The sequence below is a fragment of the Candidatus Nitrosotalea bavarica genome (assembly GCF_900167955.1).
Classification (GTDB): Archaea; Thermoproteota; Nitrososphaeria; order Nitrososphaerales; family Nitrosopumilaceae; genus Nitrosotalea; species Nitrosotalea bavarica.
Genome location: NZ_FUYK01000004.1, coordinates 26,519 through 43,507 on the forward strand (window position 1 = coordinate 26,519; position 16,989 = coordinate 43,507).

At 34.5% G+C, this 16,989-nt stretch carries 20 protein-coding genes; 14 read left to right on the forward strand and 6 right to left on the reverse strand.

Annotation, left to right across the window (positions count from 1 at the left end; translation table 11 throughout):
- Position 1: 1 nt before the first annotated feature.
- On the reverse strand, positions 2-1,045 hold the full coding sequence (locus tag C0Q33_RS02370; protein ID WP_101477007.1) for a phosphate uptake regulator PhoU: 1,044 nt from the start codon (positions 1,043-1,045) through the stop codon (positions 2-4).
- Between the two features lie 101 nt (positions 1,046-1,146).
- Between C0Q33_RS02370 and C0Q33_RS02375 the strand changes: the two genes are divergently transcribed.
- The 6 genes from C0Q33_RS02375 (at position 1,147) to C0Q33_RS02400 (ending at position 5,056) form a co-directional block, all read left to right on the forward strand.
- Positions 1,147-1,614, forward strand: a complete 468-nt coding sequence (locus C0Q33_RS02375; protein WP_101477008.1) for a PUA domain-containing protein — start codon at positions 1,147-1,149, stop codon at positions 1,612-1,614.
- A 7-nt stretch (positions 1,615-1,621) separates the two neighbouring features.
- A complete protein-coding gene (locus C0Q33_RS02380; protein WP_101477075.1) occupies positions 1,622-1,963 on the forward strand; it encodes a nascent polypeptide-associated complex protein in 342 nt (113 codons plus the stop codon).
- 460 nt (positions 1,964-2,423) lie between these two features.
- Entirely contained in the window at positions 2,424-2,678 is a 255-nt protein-coding gene (locus C0Q33_RS09475; RefSeq protein ID WP_245867293.1) for a hypothetical protein, read from the forward strand.
- A 226-nt stretch (positions 2,679-2,904) separates the two neighbouring features.
- The gene (locus C0Q33_RS02390; protein WP_245867294.1) at positions 2,905-3,363 is read left to right on the forward strand and encodes a hypothetical protein; all 459 of its coding nucleotides are present in this window, start codon (positions 2,905-2,907) and stop codon (positions 3,361-3,363) included.
- A gap of 23 nt (positions 3,364-3,386) precedes the next feature.
- Positions 3,387-3,725 carry a hypothetical protein gene (locus C0Q33_RS02395; protein WP_133120986.1) on the forward strand — a complete coding sequence of 113 codons (339 nt, stop codon included), beginning with the start codon at positions 3,387-3,389 and terminating at the stop codon, positions 3,723-3,725.
- Positions 3,722-5,056 carry a UbiD family decarboxylase gene (locus C0Q33_RS02400; RefSeq protein WP_101477010.1) on the forward strand — a complete coding sequence of 445 codons (1,335 nt, stop codon included), beginning with the start codon at positions 3,722-3,724 and terminating at the stop codon, positions 5,054-5,056. The genes C0Q33_RS02395 and C0Q33_RS02400 overlap by 4 nt, the downstream gene beginning before the upstream one ends.
- A 15-nt stretch (positions 5,057-5,071) precedes the next feature.
- On the opposite strand, the gene C0Q33_RS02405 is transcribed toward C0Q33_RS02400, so the two are convergent.
- The 3 genes from C0Q33_RS02405 to asd form a co-directional block, all read right to left on the reverse strand.
- On the reverse strand, positions 5,072-5,977 hold the full coding sequence (locus C0Q33_RS02405) for a heme o synthase (RefSeq protein ID WP_101477011.1): 906 nt from the start codon (positions 5,975-5,977) through the stop codon (positions 5,072-5,074).
- A 57-nt stretch (positions 5,978-6,034) separates the two neighbouring features.
- Entirely contained in the window at positions 6,035-6,493 is a 459-nt protein-coding gene (locus C0Q33_RS02410) for an Lrp/AsnC family transcriptional regulator (protein ID WP_101477012.1), read from the reverse strand.
- 68 nt (positions 6,494-6,561) lie between these two features.
- On the reverse strand, positions 6,562-7,638 hold the full coding sequence (asd, locus tag C0Q33_RS02415) for an aspartate-semialdehyde dehydrogenase (RefSeq protein ID WP_101477013.1): 1,077 nt from the start codon (positions 7,636-7,638) through the stop codon (positions 6,562-6,564).
- An 85-nt stretch (positions 7,639-7,723) separates the two neighbouring features.
- Between asd and C0Q33_RS02420 the strand changes: the two genes are divergently transcribed.
- The 5 genes from C0Q33_RS02420 to C0Q33_RS02440 are packed head-to-tail and all read left to right on the forward strand — an operon-like array spanning position 7,724 to position 11,930.
- Positions 7,724-8,800: a pyridoxal phosphate-dependent aminotransferase gene (locus C0Q33_RS02420; RefSeq protein ID WP_101477076.1), complete on the forward strand. Its 1,077-nt coding sequence runs from the start codon at positions 7,724-7,726 to the stop codon at positions 8,798-8,800.
- Positions 8,797-9,642, forward strand: coding sequence for a cobyric acid synthase (locus tag C0Q33_RS02425; RefSeq protein ID WP_245867295.1), 846 nt, complete (start codon positions 8,797-8,799; stop codon positions 9,640-9,642). The genes C0Q33_RS02420 and C0Q33_RS02425 overlap by 4 nt, the downstream gene beginning before the upstream one ends.
- 2 nt (positions 9,643-9,644) lie before the next feature.
- Positions 9,645-10,631: a cobalamin biosynthesis protein gene (locus C0Q33_RS02430; RefSeq protein ID WP_320416813.1), complete on the forward strand. Its 987-nt coding sequence runs from the start codon at positions 9,645-9,647 to the stop codon at positions 10,629-10,631.
- A complete protein-coding gene (cobS, locus tag C0Q33_RS02435) occupies positions 10,624-11,349 on the forward strand; it encodes an adenosylcobinamide-GDP ribazoletransferase (RefSeq protein ID WP_101477078.1) in 726 nt (241 codons plus the stop codon). Before C0Q33_RS02430 ends, cobS begins: the two co-directional genes overlap by 8 nt.
- Positions 11,346-11,930 (forward strand): NTP transferase domain-containing protein, encoded by a 585-nt coding sequence (locus C0Q33_RS02440; protein ID WP_101477015.1) that lies wholly within the window; start codon positions 11,346-11,348, stop codon positions 11,928-11,930. Before cobS ends, C0Q33_RS02440 begins: the two co-directional genes overlap by 4 nt.
- On the opposite strand, the gene C0Q33_RS02445 is transcribed toward C0Q33_RS02440, so the two are convergent.
- A complete protein-coding gene (locus C0Q33_RS02445; RefSeq protein WP_101477016.1) occupies positions 11,913-12,110 on the reverse strand; it encodes a 30S ribosomal protein S27e in 198 nt (65 codons plus the stop codon). The genes C0Q33_RS02440 and C0Q33_RS02445 overlap by 18 nt on opposite strands.
- The gene (locus C0Q33_RS02450; protein WP_101477017.1) at positions 12,110-12,388 is read right to left on the reverse strand and encodes a 50S ribosomal protein L44e; all 279 of its coding nucleotides are present in this window, start codon (positions 12,386-12,388) and stop codon (positions 12,110-12,112) included. The genes C0Q33_RS02445 and C0Q33_RS02450 overlap by 1 nt, the downstream gene beginning before the upstream one ends.
- A 118-nt stretch (positions 12,389-12,506) precedes the next feature.
- Between C0Q33_RS02450 and C0Q33_RS02455 the strand changes: the two genes are divergently transcribed.
- From C0Q33_RS02455 to C0Q33_RS02465, 3 genes are read left to right on the forward strand one after another with little or no spacing between them, the layout of a single operon-like run.
- Complete coding sequence (locus tag C0Q33_RS02455) at positions 12,507-14,234, forward strand: adenine deaminase (protein ID WP_101477079.1); 1,728 nt, start codon at positions 12,507-12,509, stop codon at positions 14,232-14,234.
- Between the two features lie 43 nt (positions 14,235-14,277).
- Positions 14,278-15,903 carry a thermosome subunit beta gene (thsB, locus tag C0Q33_RS02460; RefSeq protein ID WP_101477018.1) on the forward strand — a complete coding sequence of 542 codons (1,626 nt, stop codon included), beginning with the start codon at positions 14,278-14,280 and terminating at the stop codon, positions 15,901-15,903.
- A gap of 8 nt (positions 15,904-15,911) precedes the next feature.
- Positions 15,912-16,925 (forward strand): carbohydrate kinase family protein, encoded by a 1,014-nt coding sequence (locus C0Q33_RS02465; protein ID WP_101477019.1) that lies wholly within the window; start codon positions 15,912-15,914, stop codon positions 16,923-16,925.
- Positions 16,926-16,989: the final 64 nt, after the last annotated feature.

Here is a 16,989-nt window from a genome sequence, read left to right on the forward strand (position 1 = left end):
CTTATTGCTTTCGAAGTGTCTTTTCTATAGTTACATCAAGTACAATTTCTGCTATGTCACTTGCATACTCTGATATCCTTCGAATGTTTTCACTCATTCTTCTTACTCTGTAGATCTCTTCAGCATCTCTCAATGTTTTCATACTGTCTTGTACCTTTTTTTCATATTTTGAAATTTCAGCTGTTTTTTGTATTGTTCGTTCTGCATGATTAGATTCCTTTTTGAATAGTGATAAGCAAGCATCATCCAATACCGCTAAGGTAAAAGCATTCATTTCATGTATGGGTTCAAGTACAGATTTCTTGATTGGTTTTTTGTATTCAAGTAAATCTTTTGCTATTTCTGTTGCGTGATCTCCTACACGTTCTATGTTTTTTACTATTAGTCTATATCCCAAGCAATGATAGGGACTCTCTATTCCCATCTCATTTAACATATGTTCATTTTGTATGGCTATCTTGAGTTGTCTCATAATGTAAAAACTAAATCTATCTACTTCATCGTCGCTGTTTATGACCTCTTTTGCTAGCTCAAAATTTGCTTCTTCTTGTGCAAGAAGAGCATCATTTTGCATTGATTTTGCTATTATCAACATCCTTTTTAGGGCACCATCAACCGAAAGTTCGAATAAATTAATGAGTACTTGAATAGTAATACCCTCAATTGAATCCGCGGTAATCTCAGTTCCCATTAAAATGCCTTTTACTGCATCTTTGATGGAATTTCTCTGAGATGGCTTTAATCTTCCTAGTTTTGATTTTACATTTATGATAGTAAATCCAAGAAGATAAAGTGAAATTAATTTCCTAACTATTGTAGAATCTTCATCCTCAGGTTTGATCTCAATTGTTGCTTCTTCTGTACCTGCAGGTTTGTTATGATGTTTTAATGGTACAATTTGTAAATTGGAAACTCCTTGTCTAACTACAGCAACCTGGTCTCCTTGTTTAAGACCCATGTCCATTACCCATTGTTTTGGAAGTGAAACAATGTATGATGATTTACCTGTAAACTGTATTTTTCGCATCTCTTCATTTGATCCCATATTGTATACATGATAATTATTCTATATAGTTGTTAGGGATTACTATATAGGTCATTTTCATGTTGCGAAAATAATTAACACAGGTAAATGAAATGAATTGCATGGATTCAGTCCTTAAAATCAAGTATACGTTAGATGCACTTTTTGGCCAAGGAGTATCAAAATATCTTCCAAAGGATGCAATGATTACATATTCAAAGAATACAGGACGAATAAAACATGTACACCAAAATGATAACTTACTTTGTACGTTAAGAACAGATGGTGGTCTTGCTATTACACCATTTTTTGCTCAGATGCTCATAAAGAGTAAAAAGTTCAAGGAAAACTGTCTTGGAATTGATGATGACTCTAAAGCCTTTGTTCAAGAAGGTAGCTCTGTATTTTGTAAGCATGTAACATGGTGTGGAAAGAACGTAATGATAGGTGGAGATGTAGCAGTTCTTCACAATAATAAAGTAATAGCGGTAGGTAAAGCCGTACTATCTACAAGAATGATACTGTCATTTAAAAAAGGAGTCGCGGTAAAGATCAGAGATAGTTTAAAAAGTACAAACAGTGGAGTATGAATATACCATGATGCGTGGCGGAAACCGCGAGATGCGGAGAATGTTGGACAAAATGGGTCTTGAGATGAAAGACGTACAGAATGTACAAGAGGTCATAATTAAGACAGATACAAAAGAAATTATAATTACAAAGCCATCCGTTACCGAAATGAAGGCAAAAGATAATTCAATTTTCCAAATAATTGCCGAAAGCTATGAGGAAAGAGAACTTGAAGTACCTATCTTTAGTCAAGAAGATATACTGCTTGTAGCACAACAGGCTAATGTATCTCCAGAAGAGGCAACAAATGCCTTAACTGAAGCAAAAGGAGATCTTGCACGAGCAATACTTCTATTGACAACTAAATGAAATTCATTGATCAAAAACAACACACAAACAGTCCTTAAATTTTCTAGAATGTATTCTTAATCATACCATATCAACCACAAAATAATATAGCAGTGGCAACGGTATCAGGAAAATCATATTTTAAATTTGTAAATGTTTTAAGACATCTTAAACTAAATTATGATTAGGTATTACCTGAAGAAATAACTTGTTTAGACAGAAGACTAATTCTTACTACAATGTCTGAATCATTACAAATTCCAACCAATCTGGTTTTTTTAGATGATGAGTTCAATTATCATCCTACTATTGTAAAAGCAAAAATAGTAAAAAATTACAATCTGGACTTAACGAGAGTTCTCTAGTAATCGGAATTGATCCAGGTGGTAGAATAGGACTATCCGTTTTTTACTATGAAAAAGAAATTGAGAGTTCATTTTATACGTCTGTTGACGATCTGGTATCACACATTATCAAAATTTTGGTAGAAATTAACGCTCAAAGAAAAGTTGTCAAAGTAGGAAATGGTACCATGAGAATTGCTCGGCATATTGTAAATTCACTTAATCTTCAATTCTGTTCACACTTTGAACTAGAATTTGTGGATGAACGTAAAACATCATTGAAAATAAAAAATTTCAACAAGAGGGGAGAGCGTGACAAGATATCCGCCAAATGTATTACACAAAGAGAAGGTTACAGGTATCTTGTTCTTCCTCCTTCAAGAATGGGCTAAAAATAACGAAATTCGCAAAAAATTTACCGATGTTTCATTTAAGGATGATCTTTTGATCAAGATGTAAAAGAACGATAGATATTTATAGCGTTTTTCATTTTTTTCTTGAAAACTATATGGCTCCAAATAAGGCCCAAAATAATTATTTCATAAAAGATGTCTTAAAATTATAAAAATTATTGATCCATGCTTAAATATTTACTATTACTATAATATGTCGAAACATATGACATGCAAAGGAATATGCACAAGATACAAAGCACAGAAGCCGGTAGGAACTGGTCGTTACGCATCAGGACAGAAAAGATGCCAAATTTGTGAAATTTTCATAAAATGGGAGGGTCTTTGGTGTCCTTGCTGTGGATATAGACTGAGAACTAAACCACGAAATCTAAAATACAAAGCAAAATTACGAGCTAGAGTCGAGGCTGATCAACTAGAAGCTGTTGCTATAAAGGCTGCAGAAGTAGAGGAGATAGAGCTAGAGCCAATGGTAGTAAAGCCAGCAAAAAAGGCTAAGACTGCAAAGGCTAAGACTGCAAAGGCTAAGACTGCAAAGGCTAAGACTGCAAAAGCTGCAGAAGTAGAGAAAATAGAACTAGAGCCAATGGTAGTAAAGCCAGCAAAAAATGCTAAGACTGCAAAAGTTACAAAGAAAGTATCTTTAGCGCCGGTAGCAATATAGACGTAGTAAGCTGAAGTAAACTGTTGATCTCACAAGTCGGCTATACAAAAAAAACCGTCAAAGTGAATCATCGAAACTTTTTTGTACAGATTCTTCCATATGATAATGGAAATTTTATTTCTATTTCTGAAGGAAAGGAAAGGATAGGTACACTTGTTGTTTCTATTAGTTCAGGTGGAAGAATAAGTACAGCTGCTGTTATACCATCAAAATCTGAAACAATTTTTCTTAAGATGGTATCAGAGCGAGTAGCTTCGACAATAAACGGGATCTGTATTTTTTCATTAAATATTGAAAAAGATTTAGATCTTGATAGTATGAAAGTTCTAATGAATGAACTAATGGAGATTATAAAACAATGACCTCTGATATGCGAAGCTATCTGGATATCCTTTCTAAAAAGGGTGAATTGGTTGTAATAAAAAAGAAGGTTTCTACAAAATTTGAGATTGCAGCAGTAACTGCCAAGATGGATGGCTCAAAAGCACTATTGTTTGAAAATATCAGAGATAGTAAATTCCGTGTAGTTTCAAATTTAGTTGGCACACGAAAGAGATTTGCTTATGCAGTTGGCTCTACTGAAGACAAGATACACGAAAAAGTAATTTCTGCTATAAAGCATGCATCAAAACCAAAAATAAACAAAAAAGCCAAATTCCTGGAAAATCGGTCAAGGGATCTTTTTACCTTACCAATAGTGACTCATTTTGAAAAAGAACCTGGACCTTTCATTACTTCCTCAATAATTTATACTAAAAATCAAGAAATGGGTACGCAAAACTCGTCATTTAATAGATTATTGCGAATGGATAACAAACATTTCTCAATTAGAATGGTAGAAGGAAGACATCTTCATAGAACGTTTGTTTATGCAAAAGAACACGGAGAAGATCTTAAAGTTGCTATATCGATAGGTGTTCATCCAGCTATTTCTATTGCAGGGGCATATCAAGCTGACTGGGGAAAAGATGAGCTTAATATTGCAAATGAGTTATTGAACAAAAAACTTGCACTTTCCATATCTCCTTATTCTAGAATGTATGTACCATCAGAATCAGAAATAATAATCGAAGGAAGAATTCTCAAGGACAAGACACACAAAGAATGGATGGTTGAAATGCTTCGTACTTATGATTTCAAAAGAGCCCAACCAGTTTTTGAGCTTGATAGAATATACTATAGAAATAATCCAATCTACCACGATGTGTTAGCTGGTTTTGCCGAGCATCAATTACTAATGGGGATGCCTATTGAAGCTAAAATAAATAAGGAACTAAAGCAAGTCCTACCACAAACCAAGAATGTTGTACTAACAGAGGGCGGTTGTAAATGGTTACATGCCGTAGTTCAAATTTCAAAAAAACATGATTCAGATCCAAAGAAAGCTATTGCTGCTGCATTTTCTGCTCACAGATCCCTTAAGAATGTAGTAGTGGTAGACGATGACATTGAACCATCTGATCCAGTTGCTGTTGAATATGCAATGGCTACGAGATTTCAAGCAGATAAGGATCTAATAATAGTACCAAAAGTAAGAGGCTCTAGTCTAGACCCATCAAGTGATCAGAAAAATCTGCTTACTACTAAGATGGGGATTGATGCTACTAAATCTTTTTCAAAAAGGGCTGAGGGATTTGAAATTGCTAAAATTCCTGGCGCAGACAAAATATTATTAAAAAATTACTTGAAATAAAAATACGTCTTAAAACTAAAGTGCAGAATCAATCATCAATGCAATAAACAGTATTGCAAGATATGGACTTGAAAACTTGAACAATGTCCATGATGCTTTTTCAGAAGGTTTTACAAGTAACCATATACTTAGTGCAACCATTATTGCACCCGAAACAATTGCTGTGTAAAGATACACTTCATGAAATAGATGTTTTCCAGACGTACCTATCATGAAGAATGGAATAATGCTAAAAAGAACCATCATGAGAGTTGTTCCAGCAATTACTCGAACTGATGTCTTTTCAGATTCTACGGCAGTCAACATTGGAACATTGACTTTGTTGTAATCATCCTTGACATGAAGTGTGAGGCTCCATATGTGCATAGGAATCCAAACAAAAACTAATCCTGCCATTACTAATCCTAAATCCCATAGGCCTGTAGTTGTAACTGCTACGTATCCAATCATTGCAGGTGCTCCTCCTGAAAAACCTCCCAAAACAATGTTTGTTCTACTTCTCCTTTTGAGTAACTTGCTGTAAATCAGAATGTTATCTGCAAGTCCAAAGGCCATGAAAATACCTGCCCACATGTTTATGGCAAATGAACTAACTAATGATATTACTGTAAGAATTAATCCAAAATATAGTGCCTTTTCAGCAGGGAAAATTCTCCTACTTGGAATAGGTCTGTCCTTTGTACGTTCCATTATTGCATCGATGTCTCTGTCATTATAGTTCGTCAGTGTATTTGCAGCAGCAGAGCCAGCTATTACGCTACCTACGAGAAGACTCCAAGTTAATGCTGATATTGGAATATGATATAGATTGGATGCAGTAAAGGCTGCTCCTATCGCTGTGAAAACAAGGAGATACCATATCTTTGGCTTGGTAACTTCATAGTATACCTTAATTCTTGAACTTGCTTTTGTTGTTAGCACACTCTTACCCACATTTGGAACTTATTACTTATTTATAGGTTGAAAAGTACACTTTGACTATTTTGCTGGTTTGTAAGGCATTGGCTTTGTAGTCCTTTTCATTTCAATAAAACTCTCTGAACGCTGAACTCCCTGAATTCTTCCTAGTCTTTCAGATATTAATCGATGCATTTCATCGAGGTTTTTAGCATACATGGTTACAATGATGTCAAATCTTCCTGTTACCTCTGAAATTTCTCTTACTTCTGGGATCTTCATTAGTTCTTGAATTACATTGTCTCTCATCTTTGAATCCATGTTTATTCCAGTGAGTGCTTTTACGGTATATCCTAGTTCTCTATCGTTTACTACTATTGTAAAACGCTCAATGAGTTTTCTCTTAATTAATCTCTTAATTCTGCTATATACTACAGAAGAATTTACGTTAATCTTCTTTGAAATTCGTGGAACTGATATGTTTGCATCTTGTGATAATTCTGATAAGATTATCATGTCTAAATCATCAACTTTTGTCATTCAAAACACCATTTATTGTGAATAATTGGATCTTATTAAAGTTGTTAGTATAAAATTTCTATAATTTACTAGATGTAACCTTTTTTGTATAACATTTCTGCTAACAATACTGCACCCTTTGCAGAACCCATTTTTTCATTATGTGAGAACAGTACATACTTGATACCATTATCAAATACAGTGTCTTCTCTTAATCTTCCAACAACTGTAGTCATTCCTTGGTTTATTTCTCTATCTAGTCTTGGTTGTGGTCTTGTGGGATCTTCATTAACCATGAGATATTCTTTTGGAGCAGAGGGTAAACCTGTAACACTTACATTGTTTGAAAAGTCTTGCATTGCTTTTTTGACATTTTCTGGATCAACATGAGTAGCAGTCTCAACAAAAACAGTTTCAGTATGCCCATCTAATACTGGAACTCTGGTACATGTACAGCTGACTTTCATTTTTGCTGGATCGATCTTTCCATCTACTAACTTTCCAAGTATCTTTCCCGTTTCTAGTCTTACTTTGTCTTCTTCTTTTGGTATGTATGGAATTATGTTATCAGTAATATCTAGTGCAGAAACACCAGGCGATCTGCCAGCTCCTGACATTGCCTGCATTGAAGTCATGATTATTTTTTGAGCACCAAACTTGTCTAAAAGCGGTCTCATTGTAATTGCTAGTCCTGTTGTAGTACAATTTGGTAATGGTGCAACAAATCCTTTCCAACCCCGGTTCTTTCTTTGAACATCTAGTAATGCAATATGATCATCATTTATTCCGGGAATCAAAATAGGTACATCTGCTTCATATCTGTACGCTGCAGATGTACTGATCACTGGGGTAGTTTTTGCAAATTTTGTTTCTATGTCTTTTGCAGCTTCACTTTCTACTGAACTAAAAATTAAATCGAGATTATCTGGATTGATATCATCTACTGAATCTACTATCATATTTTTTACATATTCTGGAACGGGTTCTCTCAAGTGCCACTTCAAGATGCCACTATTTGGGTCTCTGATTGCATCTACAAACTTTTTCTTGGCAGATCGTTCTGATGCGGCTATCTGTTTTACCTCAAACCATGGATGCTTATCTAAAGCAAGAACGAATTCCTGTCCTACTGCGCCAGTAACTCCTATGATGGCTACGCGTTTCATAATGAAAATAGTCCTCATACAATTAATATTCTTTTAGAAGTACGAACAAAACACAACTAAATACCGTTATGGATATTTGGAAAATGTGCGGTTTAAAGTAGAAAAGGTCATAGCAAATCACAAAGTAGTTGCTCATGGAGGAATATTTTCAAGCGGTATTGGAAATGATTCAAATTTACTAGATTTTAGTTCAAATGTTAACCCTCTTGGATTTCCATCTAAAGTAAGAGATGCTTTCAAAAATCTTTCACAAATTTCTGTTTATCCCGATCCTAATTCAAATGAATTGAGAACTTATCTTCAAAAATATACTGCAATTCCAAAAAACCAAATTATAGTTGGAAATGGGGCGACAGAAATAATCTATAACTATTGTAATGCATTTTTAAGAAAACAAAAAGTACTAATCCCAATACCCACATTTGGTGAATATGAGTCTGCTGCAAAATTAAATGGTGCAATACTTTACTATTTTAAAACAATGAATTTGAATGAAAATTTATCCGAATTTCAAGACATGATTCCAAAGAAAAATTGTATATTCTTATGTAATCCAAATAATCCCACCGGAATTCTCATAAAAAGAAAAAATATGTTAAAGATCTTAGAATCTGCACATGATAAATCTACAATGATTTTTCTTGATGAATGTTTTATTGAGTTAGTTCCTGCTGGAAATGAGAGTGTCATTTCCTATTTGAAAGAATTTGATAATCTCTTTATTCTTAGATCTTTAACAAAGTCATTTGGATTAGCGGGATTAAGAATTGGATATGGACTTGGCAACAAAAAAATGATTGAAATCCTACAAAAAATTAAGATACCTTGGAACGTTAGTGGGATTGCACAAAAATCATCAATCAAAGCATTATCTGATAAATTACATTTACCAAAAACACTAAATCTTGTAAGAAATGAATCAAAATTTCTCATAAACTCTATATCAAAAATAAAGGGTTTTACTTGCTACAATTCAGATACAAACTTTATTCTAATAAAATCAAAGATAAAATCAAATCAAGTACAAGATAAATTACTGAAGAAAAATATTCTCATAAGAAATTGTAAGACATTTCGTGGACTAGATAACAACTTTATACGAATTGCAGTTCGAACCCATAAAGAAAATATCAAACTTCTTGAGGCATTAAGAGAATTATGACCGCAAAAACTTTGATGATACAAGGTACATCCTCTGGAGCAGGAAAAACAACTCTGGTAACAGCTCTTTGTAGAATTCTCTCTGATAAAGGATACAAGGTAGCTCCATTCAAGTCCCAAAATATGTCATCATATTCTTATGTCGAAAAAGAGTTTGAAATCTCAAGGGCACAAGCTATTCAAGCAATTGCAGCAAGAACCAAAATAATTCCTATAATGAATCCAATTTTGCTAAAACCCCTTGGAAATTACACAAGTCAAGTTTTTGTCAATGGTGTGTTCTATCGCAAAATGCATGCCAAAAATTATTACGAAAAATTTGCACTCTCAACAGGTCTTAAAGAATCAAAAAATGCACTGGATCAATTGTTAAAAACAAATGATATTGTAATACTAGAAGGAGCAGGATCTCCAGCTGAGATAAACTTGCAAAGATATGATATTGCTAACATGAGAATGGCAGAGTATTGTAAATCTCCGGTAATTCTGGTAACTGACATCGATAAGGGCGGAAGTTTTGCTAGTATAATTGGAACATTATCACTTCTTGATAAAAAGTACCAAAAATTCATCAAAGGATTTGTCATAAACAAATTCAGGGGAGATGTAACTATACTACGTCCAAGTTATTCTGTATTGCAAAAGAAAACTTTGAGACCAGTAATAGGCACAATTCCTTTAATAGAATTTGATATACCGGATGAGGATTCTCTACATGCAAAACCAAAACAAGTTTCATGGACAAAAAAATATCTCGTAACTTTAGATAAAGAAATAGATCATCTGGCTCATGTTGTGAAAAAAAATTTAGATATGAAAAAAATAGGAAATATGTTAAATTGATTTTGATACCTATCGTTGCAGTCATACTTGCTCTTGTTTTAGATTTTTCACTTGGTGATCCAAAAAATAGATATCATCCAACTGTTTGGATGGGAAAACTGATGGGAAAACTTGTACCATATACAAGATCTATCAACCCATTGATTGAAAAAATTAATGGAATGGCTCTTCTTATTTTAGTAATAACAATAGTTTCTATCTTGACACTCTCATTTTCTTCTACCTTGAAATATGTAGAAAATTTTGATTTAAATGGAATTTACAAAATTCTATTCCTAAGTTTAAGCATAATCTCAGTTGGAGTTCTTCTAAAGACTACTATTGCAATAAAGGGCATGGAAAATCATGCATCAAAAATTATGAATGCATTGTCAAAAAATGATCTAGATGATGCTAGGGCAAAACTTTCCATGATAGTAAAGCGAAATACAAAAAATTTAGATAAACAACATATTATTTCTGCAACTTTGGAAAGCATTAGCGAAAACATTGTTGACGGCATAACCGGTCCTCTTTTTTATTACTCAATTTTTGGCCTGGTAGGTGCATTTGTTTACAGGACTGTAAATACTGCCGACTCTATGATAGGATACAAGACAGAAATATTTAGAAATGTAGGTTGGTTTGCCGCCAACTGTGACAAAATACTTAACTTTCTTCCCTCTAGACTTACAAGTCTTGTAATGGTACTTTCTTGTGTTATGTTAAAAAAAGATTGGAAGCATTCAATTCATATCATGAAAAGAGATGGTCCAAAAACTGAAAGTCCAAATGCTGGTTATCCGATGGCAACTCTAGCTGGTGCACTTGGAATTAGATTTGAAAAAATTGAACATTATGTATTAGGAGATGGTAATTCAGAGATAAGTGAACAACATTTCAAATCTGCAATTTCTATCATGAAAATAACTACAATACTATTTGTTTTAATTTTTACAATCCCTGTAATTTTATTATTATCTTCTCTTGGATGGCGGTTTAATGTTTAAGGGCATATCATCAGTAGTCTCATTTCTAACCATTATTCCTTCTAAGAATAGTGAGCTAGAAACTGTTGCAAAAAATATGTATCTTTTTCCAATTGCAGGAGCTGTTATTGGACTGATAATCGGTGCAGCTGGTTATGGTCTTTCTTTATTTATTCAACCTCTGGTTACTGGTTTGATCTTGACAGGATCACTTGTCATCATTACAGGAATACATCACACTGATGCACTTTGTGATTTTGCAGATGGACTAATGGCAAAAGGAACTAAAGAAAAGAAACTCAAAGCAATGAGAGATCCAGCAGTTGGGTCTGCCGGAGTAATTACTGTAGTGTTGTATGCTGCAGGCATGATACTGGCTATTTCCATGATGAAGGGTTTTGTATTGTTTGAGGCAATCCTGTTAAGTGAACTAATGGCCAAACTCTCAATGATAATACAGGCTAACCGTGGTCTTTCAGCATGGCAAGGACTTAGTTCTCCTTTTACTCAATACATGAAAGACCCAAGAAAACTTGCTGTAGGTGTTGGACTGGCTATAATACCTACCGTGATTTTAGGGGGTATGACAGGAGTATTTGTAGTCATATCATGTGTAGGGCTTTCTTTCTTGTTACTTGCAGTTGCAAATAGAAGCTTTGGAGGAATATCAGGTGATGTATTTGGAGCAAGTAATGAGTTGGTTAGACTTGCATCACTATTGATTTTTGCATCAGCATGATAGGATTAGTTATGTGTGGAGGTAAAGGTACTAGGATGAAGTTATCTGAGGAAAAACTTCTTTTAAAATACAAAAAACCCATTATCGAACATGTTCTAAATGCTTTTGAAGACTCAAAAATTTTTTCAAAGATTGTATGTGTTACAAGTGATAATGCACCAAAGACACGTGAATTTGTTTCTAGGATGAGGATTGATATATTGGAAACAAAGGGGAATGGATATGTCAACGATCTAGGTGAGTCTATTCCTAAGTTTGACGAATTAATTTTTGTAGCCTCTGGTGACATGCCACTTTTAGATTCTAATATAATCCAAAAAATTACAAAATCAGTAAATAAAAAAAATGCATGGACAAGTATATTGGTTAGAAAAAATTTTCTTCAATCTCTTGGATTTGAAGCAGAATTTTTTGTTAATTATGATAACGAAGAATGTGCTTATACTGGAATATCCATTATTGATCCTAAACAGATTAAAAATATGCAGCATGTGACAGAATCATACGTAATTCTTGATGATAGAAGAATAGCTACTAACTTGAATACGAAAAAGGATTATGATCTAATCTGCGCTACCTAAAATTTTTCCATTTGTTTTTGCAATGGATCCAGTTGGTTCAGCTAAAGTATTCCCACATGCCTTGCATGTAACTATTGAAGAAACATGTGAGTAAACAACACTTTCTTCTCCGCATTCTTTACATTGTACTCTTTGGAATTTGCTACCTGGTTTTGGTATCCAAATATGGGCTCTTTTCATTATGCAACTAGCTCCAATTTTCTTAATCTTATTCCGGATACATTCCATTTCTTCTTACATTCTGGACATGTCATAATAGGAGTAATCTTCTTAGTAGTCTTTGCTGGTTTTGCTAACTTGGGAAATTTCTGACCACCATAACCTTTCTTATCTTCTGCGTGTCTTCTTTCACCTATGGCAGAACCTCTTCTTTTTCCTGCCTTGTATATGGAAACCTTCTGAACTGTGTGTTTGTTACATTTAGGACAAAACCTATTGATCTCCTTTGGCATATTCATAAAAAATGAGCTGCGTTGACCGTAATTTAAACATCGCTTTAATAGTCTCTTGAGTTGTATCTATTCTATGAAGGCCAGCTCACTTGCCTCCATGATTTTATCACTCAATGCAGTAGCAATGGGTGAAAACAAGGCAGATATTGTATTAAAAAATTGTAGACTAGTTAACGTCTATTCTAGAGAAATTATACCTCAAATTCATGTAGCAATAAAAAAAGATAGGATTGCATACGTAGGAACAGACGCATCTCATACTGTTGGAGAGAAAACCGGAGTCATTGATTTACAGGATAGATACATCACACCAGGATTTGTTGATCCTCATATCCACATAGATCAATATGTCCTTCCATCCGAACTTGCAAAAAAATCACTTTTGTCAGGTACTACGACTCTGTTTTCAGACCCAATTGATGTTGTAAGTGTTTGCGGTTACAAAGGGTTCAAGGAATTTGTTAAAATGACGCAGAGTCTACCAATCAGAGTTTATCATGTAATTCCGGGAGGATTGCCAGTTGATAGAAAATTTAGTCATGCAAGAACATTAACCAAGAAAGAAGAGCGAAAAGGACTAGACATAGAAAATGTAGTTGGCCTAGGCGAAGTATTCTCTTGGACCAAAGTTACAACAAGAGATCCTAAAACTATTGAAAGTATACACCATGTTTTAAAAAATAATGGCATCATAAATGGCCATACAGCTGGTGCAAGTGATAAAAAGCTAAATGCCTACATTGCCTCTGGAATTTTCTCATGTCATGAACCAATTGACTATGATCAAGTCCTGGAACGATTGAGACTTGGAATGTGGGTTATGATGAGAGAAGGTTCTATAAGACGAGATCTTGATAAAATCTTACCTAACATACTATCTCATAAAACCTATCTTGACAGGCTAATGTTCTGTACGGACGGAGTCACTCCAAAAGATCTTGTTGAATATGGTATGATTGATCATTGTATACGAAAAGCTATCTCTATTGGTATGGATCCAATAGATGCTATAACAATTGCATCAAAGAATTCTTTTGAATATTATGGTATGAGCAAAGACCGGGGTGCAATTGCCCCTGGTAAGCTAGCAGATATTCTTGTTTTTGATGATTTAGAAAAGATTAAGCCAAGCAAAGTCTTTGTAGGCGGAAAATTGATGGTGGCTCATAATAGTCTTGTAATAGACATACCCAAAACCCTAATTCCGGGTTGGATGCAAAAAACTGTAAAGACAGGAATAAAGTTTAGAGAAAAAGACTTTGTAATACAAAGTAAAGGAAACACTGTCAACGCATTGGTTATCAGACTTGACACCGAAATAATAACAAAAATGGATCAAGAGGAGCTTCAAGTAAGAGATGGTAATGTTATACCATCACATGATAAAGATGTGTGGAAGGTAGCTGCTATTGATAGGATATATGGCACTGGAAAAAAAACTGTAGCATTTTTAAGAAATTTTGGTGCTGACATAGGAGCATTTGGATGTACACAGAGTTTTCATGAAAATGATATGATAGTTATAGGTTCAAATGAAAAAGACATGGCCTTTGTTGCAAATAATCTGACCAAAATGCAAGGAGGAATGCTGGTAGCTAAAAACGGCAATATTCTAAGTAAATTTTCACTGCCACTTGCTGGTCTTATATCCACATTACCTTTTGAAAAAACATTAGATGAATATTCTAGTATAGATTCTAAACTCTTAGAAACTGGGTGTAAATTTAAAAATCCTCATCTCATACCTCTTTTCTTACCATTTCTTGCATTGCCTGAGATCAGAATCTTACACACTGGCGTTGTAGACGTAAAAAATAGAAGATATCTGAAGATCTTACACCTGAACCAATAAGGTATTAAAAGGGGCAACTAATTACATGAACTAAGGATTAATTTTGGCATCTATTCAACAAACACCACAAGGACCTGTTTTAGTACTAAAAGAAAGTGCATTACAACAAAAGGGTCGAGATGCGCAAAAGAATAACATTGCTGCGTCAAAGCTAGTTGCAGAGCTTGTAAGAACTAGTCTTGGCCCACGTGGAATGGATAAAATGCTTGTTGATTCTTTAGGTGACGTTACAATTACAAACGACGGTGCAACAATTCTCAAAGAAATTGATGTACAACATCCAGCTGCAAAAATGATGGTTGAAATTTCAAAAACTGTTGATAATGAAGTAGGCGATGGAACAACATCATCTGTAGTATTTGCTGGTGCTCTTTTAGCAAAGGCTGAAGAGCTTTTAGAAAAAGATGTTCATGCTACAGTAATTATTGAAGGCTATCAAGCAGCAGCAGAAAAAGCACTCCTACTTCTTACAGAAATGGCAAAGCAAGTAAGTCCAAATGAAAAAGAAGTTCTACTTAAAATTGCCAAAACCAGCATGCAGTCAAAGCTCATCTCAGAAGATAGTGATATGCTATCCAAACTCGTGGTAGATTCAATTCTACAGGTTGTAGAAAAAGAAGCAGATGGACATAGAGTAGATCTAGACAATATTAAAGTGGAAAAGAAAGCAGGTGGTTCTATTAGAAATACTCAGTTTATCAAAGGCATAGTACTTGACAAAGAAGTTGTTCATAGTGGTATGCCAACTAAAATAGAAAAAGCAAAAATTGCATTACTAAATTCAGCTCTAGAAATAGAAAAAACTGAGATGAGTGCAGAAATTAGAATTAGCGATCCTACTCAGATGCAAATGTTTCTTGAAGAGGAAAATAGAATGCTAAAATCCATGGTAGACAAGATTCACCAAATTGGTGCAAATGTTCTGATTTGTCAAAAGGGTATAGATGACATTGCACAACATTATCTAGCTAAACAAGGCATACTTTCAGTCAGAAGAGTAAAAGAAAGTGATATGACAAAGCTTGCCAAGGCAACTGGAGGTAGAATAAGTAGTAATATTGATGATATGACTACAAAGGACTTGGGTGCAGCAGAACTTGTTGAACAGAGAAAAGTTGAGACAGACAAATGGGTCTTCATTGAAGGTTGCAAGAATCCAAAAGCTATTACATTATTGCTTAGGGGAGGATCTCAAAGAGTAGTGGATGAGGTTGATAGATCAATGCATGATTCACTTATGGTTGTAAAAGATGTAATAGAAAAGCCAGCAGTTGTAGCTGGAGGTGGAGCCCCAGAAGAATACTTGGCTTCTCATCTAAAGGAATGGGCTGATAGATTCGAAGGAAGAGAACAACTTGCAATCAAAAAATATGCTGAAGCTCTTGAAATAATTCCACTTACAATTGCTGAAAATGCAGGAATGGATCCAATCAATACTATGGTTACCCTTCGTGCAAAACACAGCCAAGGAAAAAAATGGACTGGTATTGATGCAAGAAATACTCGAGTTGCAGATATGTTTACTATTGATATCATTGAGCCTGTTGCAGTAAAAGAGCAGATAATAAAATCTGCGACAGAAGCTGCATGTATGATACTTAGAATAGATGATGTTATTGCCTCATCCGGCGGCCGAGGTGGCGGCGGAAGAGGTCCTCCGATGGGCTAAGCCTTTTCATGTTAGAAAAGCTACAAAATCTAAAACTAACCAACTCAGTTGTTGTTCTAAATGATTTTTTTCTAGATCGTATCATCAGGATCCCAAACTTGAATGATCTTTACACTCAAATTTTAGAAAAAAGTAAATTGGGAGGAAGTATTCGTGGAATTTCACAAACAGATCTGAAGGGTGGAAACGCAACAAATGTTGCCTATGCACTTGCAAGGCTTGGCTGTCCAGTTTCATTAATTACAATCGCGGATAAAACTTGTTCCCATATGCTTAAAGAAACTTTTTCTGAATTTAGTAATGCCTCACTTTTTATAATTGATGGAAAACCTGGAAGAACAACATCTCTTGAATTTAACAATGCTGGAAACATTGTAAACATAATGATCTCTGATTTAGGTGATAATGAGAATTTTGGACCTGAAAAGCTTCGAATGGAAGAGAAAAATGCAATAAAAAATGCAGATGCTGTAATTGTAACAAACTGGGCAAGTAACATAAAGGGAACTGAACTTTCACAATTTGCCTTTTCACAATCTACATCCGCATTTCATTTCTTGGATCCTGCTGACATACAGACAAGACCCAAAGAATTCAAAGATGCATTAACAAAACTTGTAGATGATTTAGATTCTTTATGTATTAATGAAAATGAATGTAATGTTCTTCTCAAACAGGTGGGATTAGACGTGATTTCTGGAGAGAACGAAACCAGAAAACTGGTACTTGAATTATCTAAAAGATTTTCCATATCGATAGATCTTCATACTTCCACAGGATCCTATTGGTCAAACGGAAAAGAGGTTGAATTTGTCAAATCTTTCCAAGTACAGCCAAAGTTTGTAACTGGGGCTGGAGATGTCTGGGATGCTGCAAATCTCCTTGGCTATCTTGCTAACCTGAATCCTCTTGAAAGACTTGGACTTGCAAATGCTACTGCCTCATTATATGTCAGTAATTCTCTTGGAATTCCACCAACAATAGATGAAGTTTTATCATTTGTTGAGGATAATATCCAATGAGTCTTCAATTATTGTATAAAATCGATGAAATTGACATCTTCTAACAGTGTTTTTAGATCAAAAA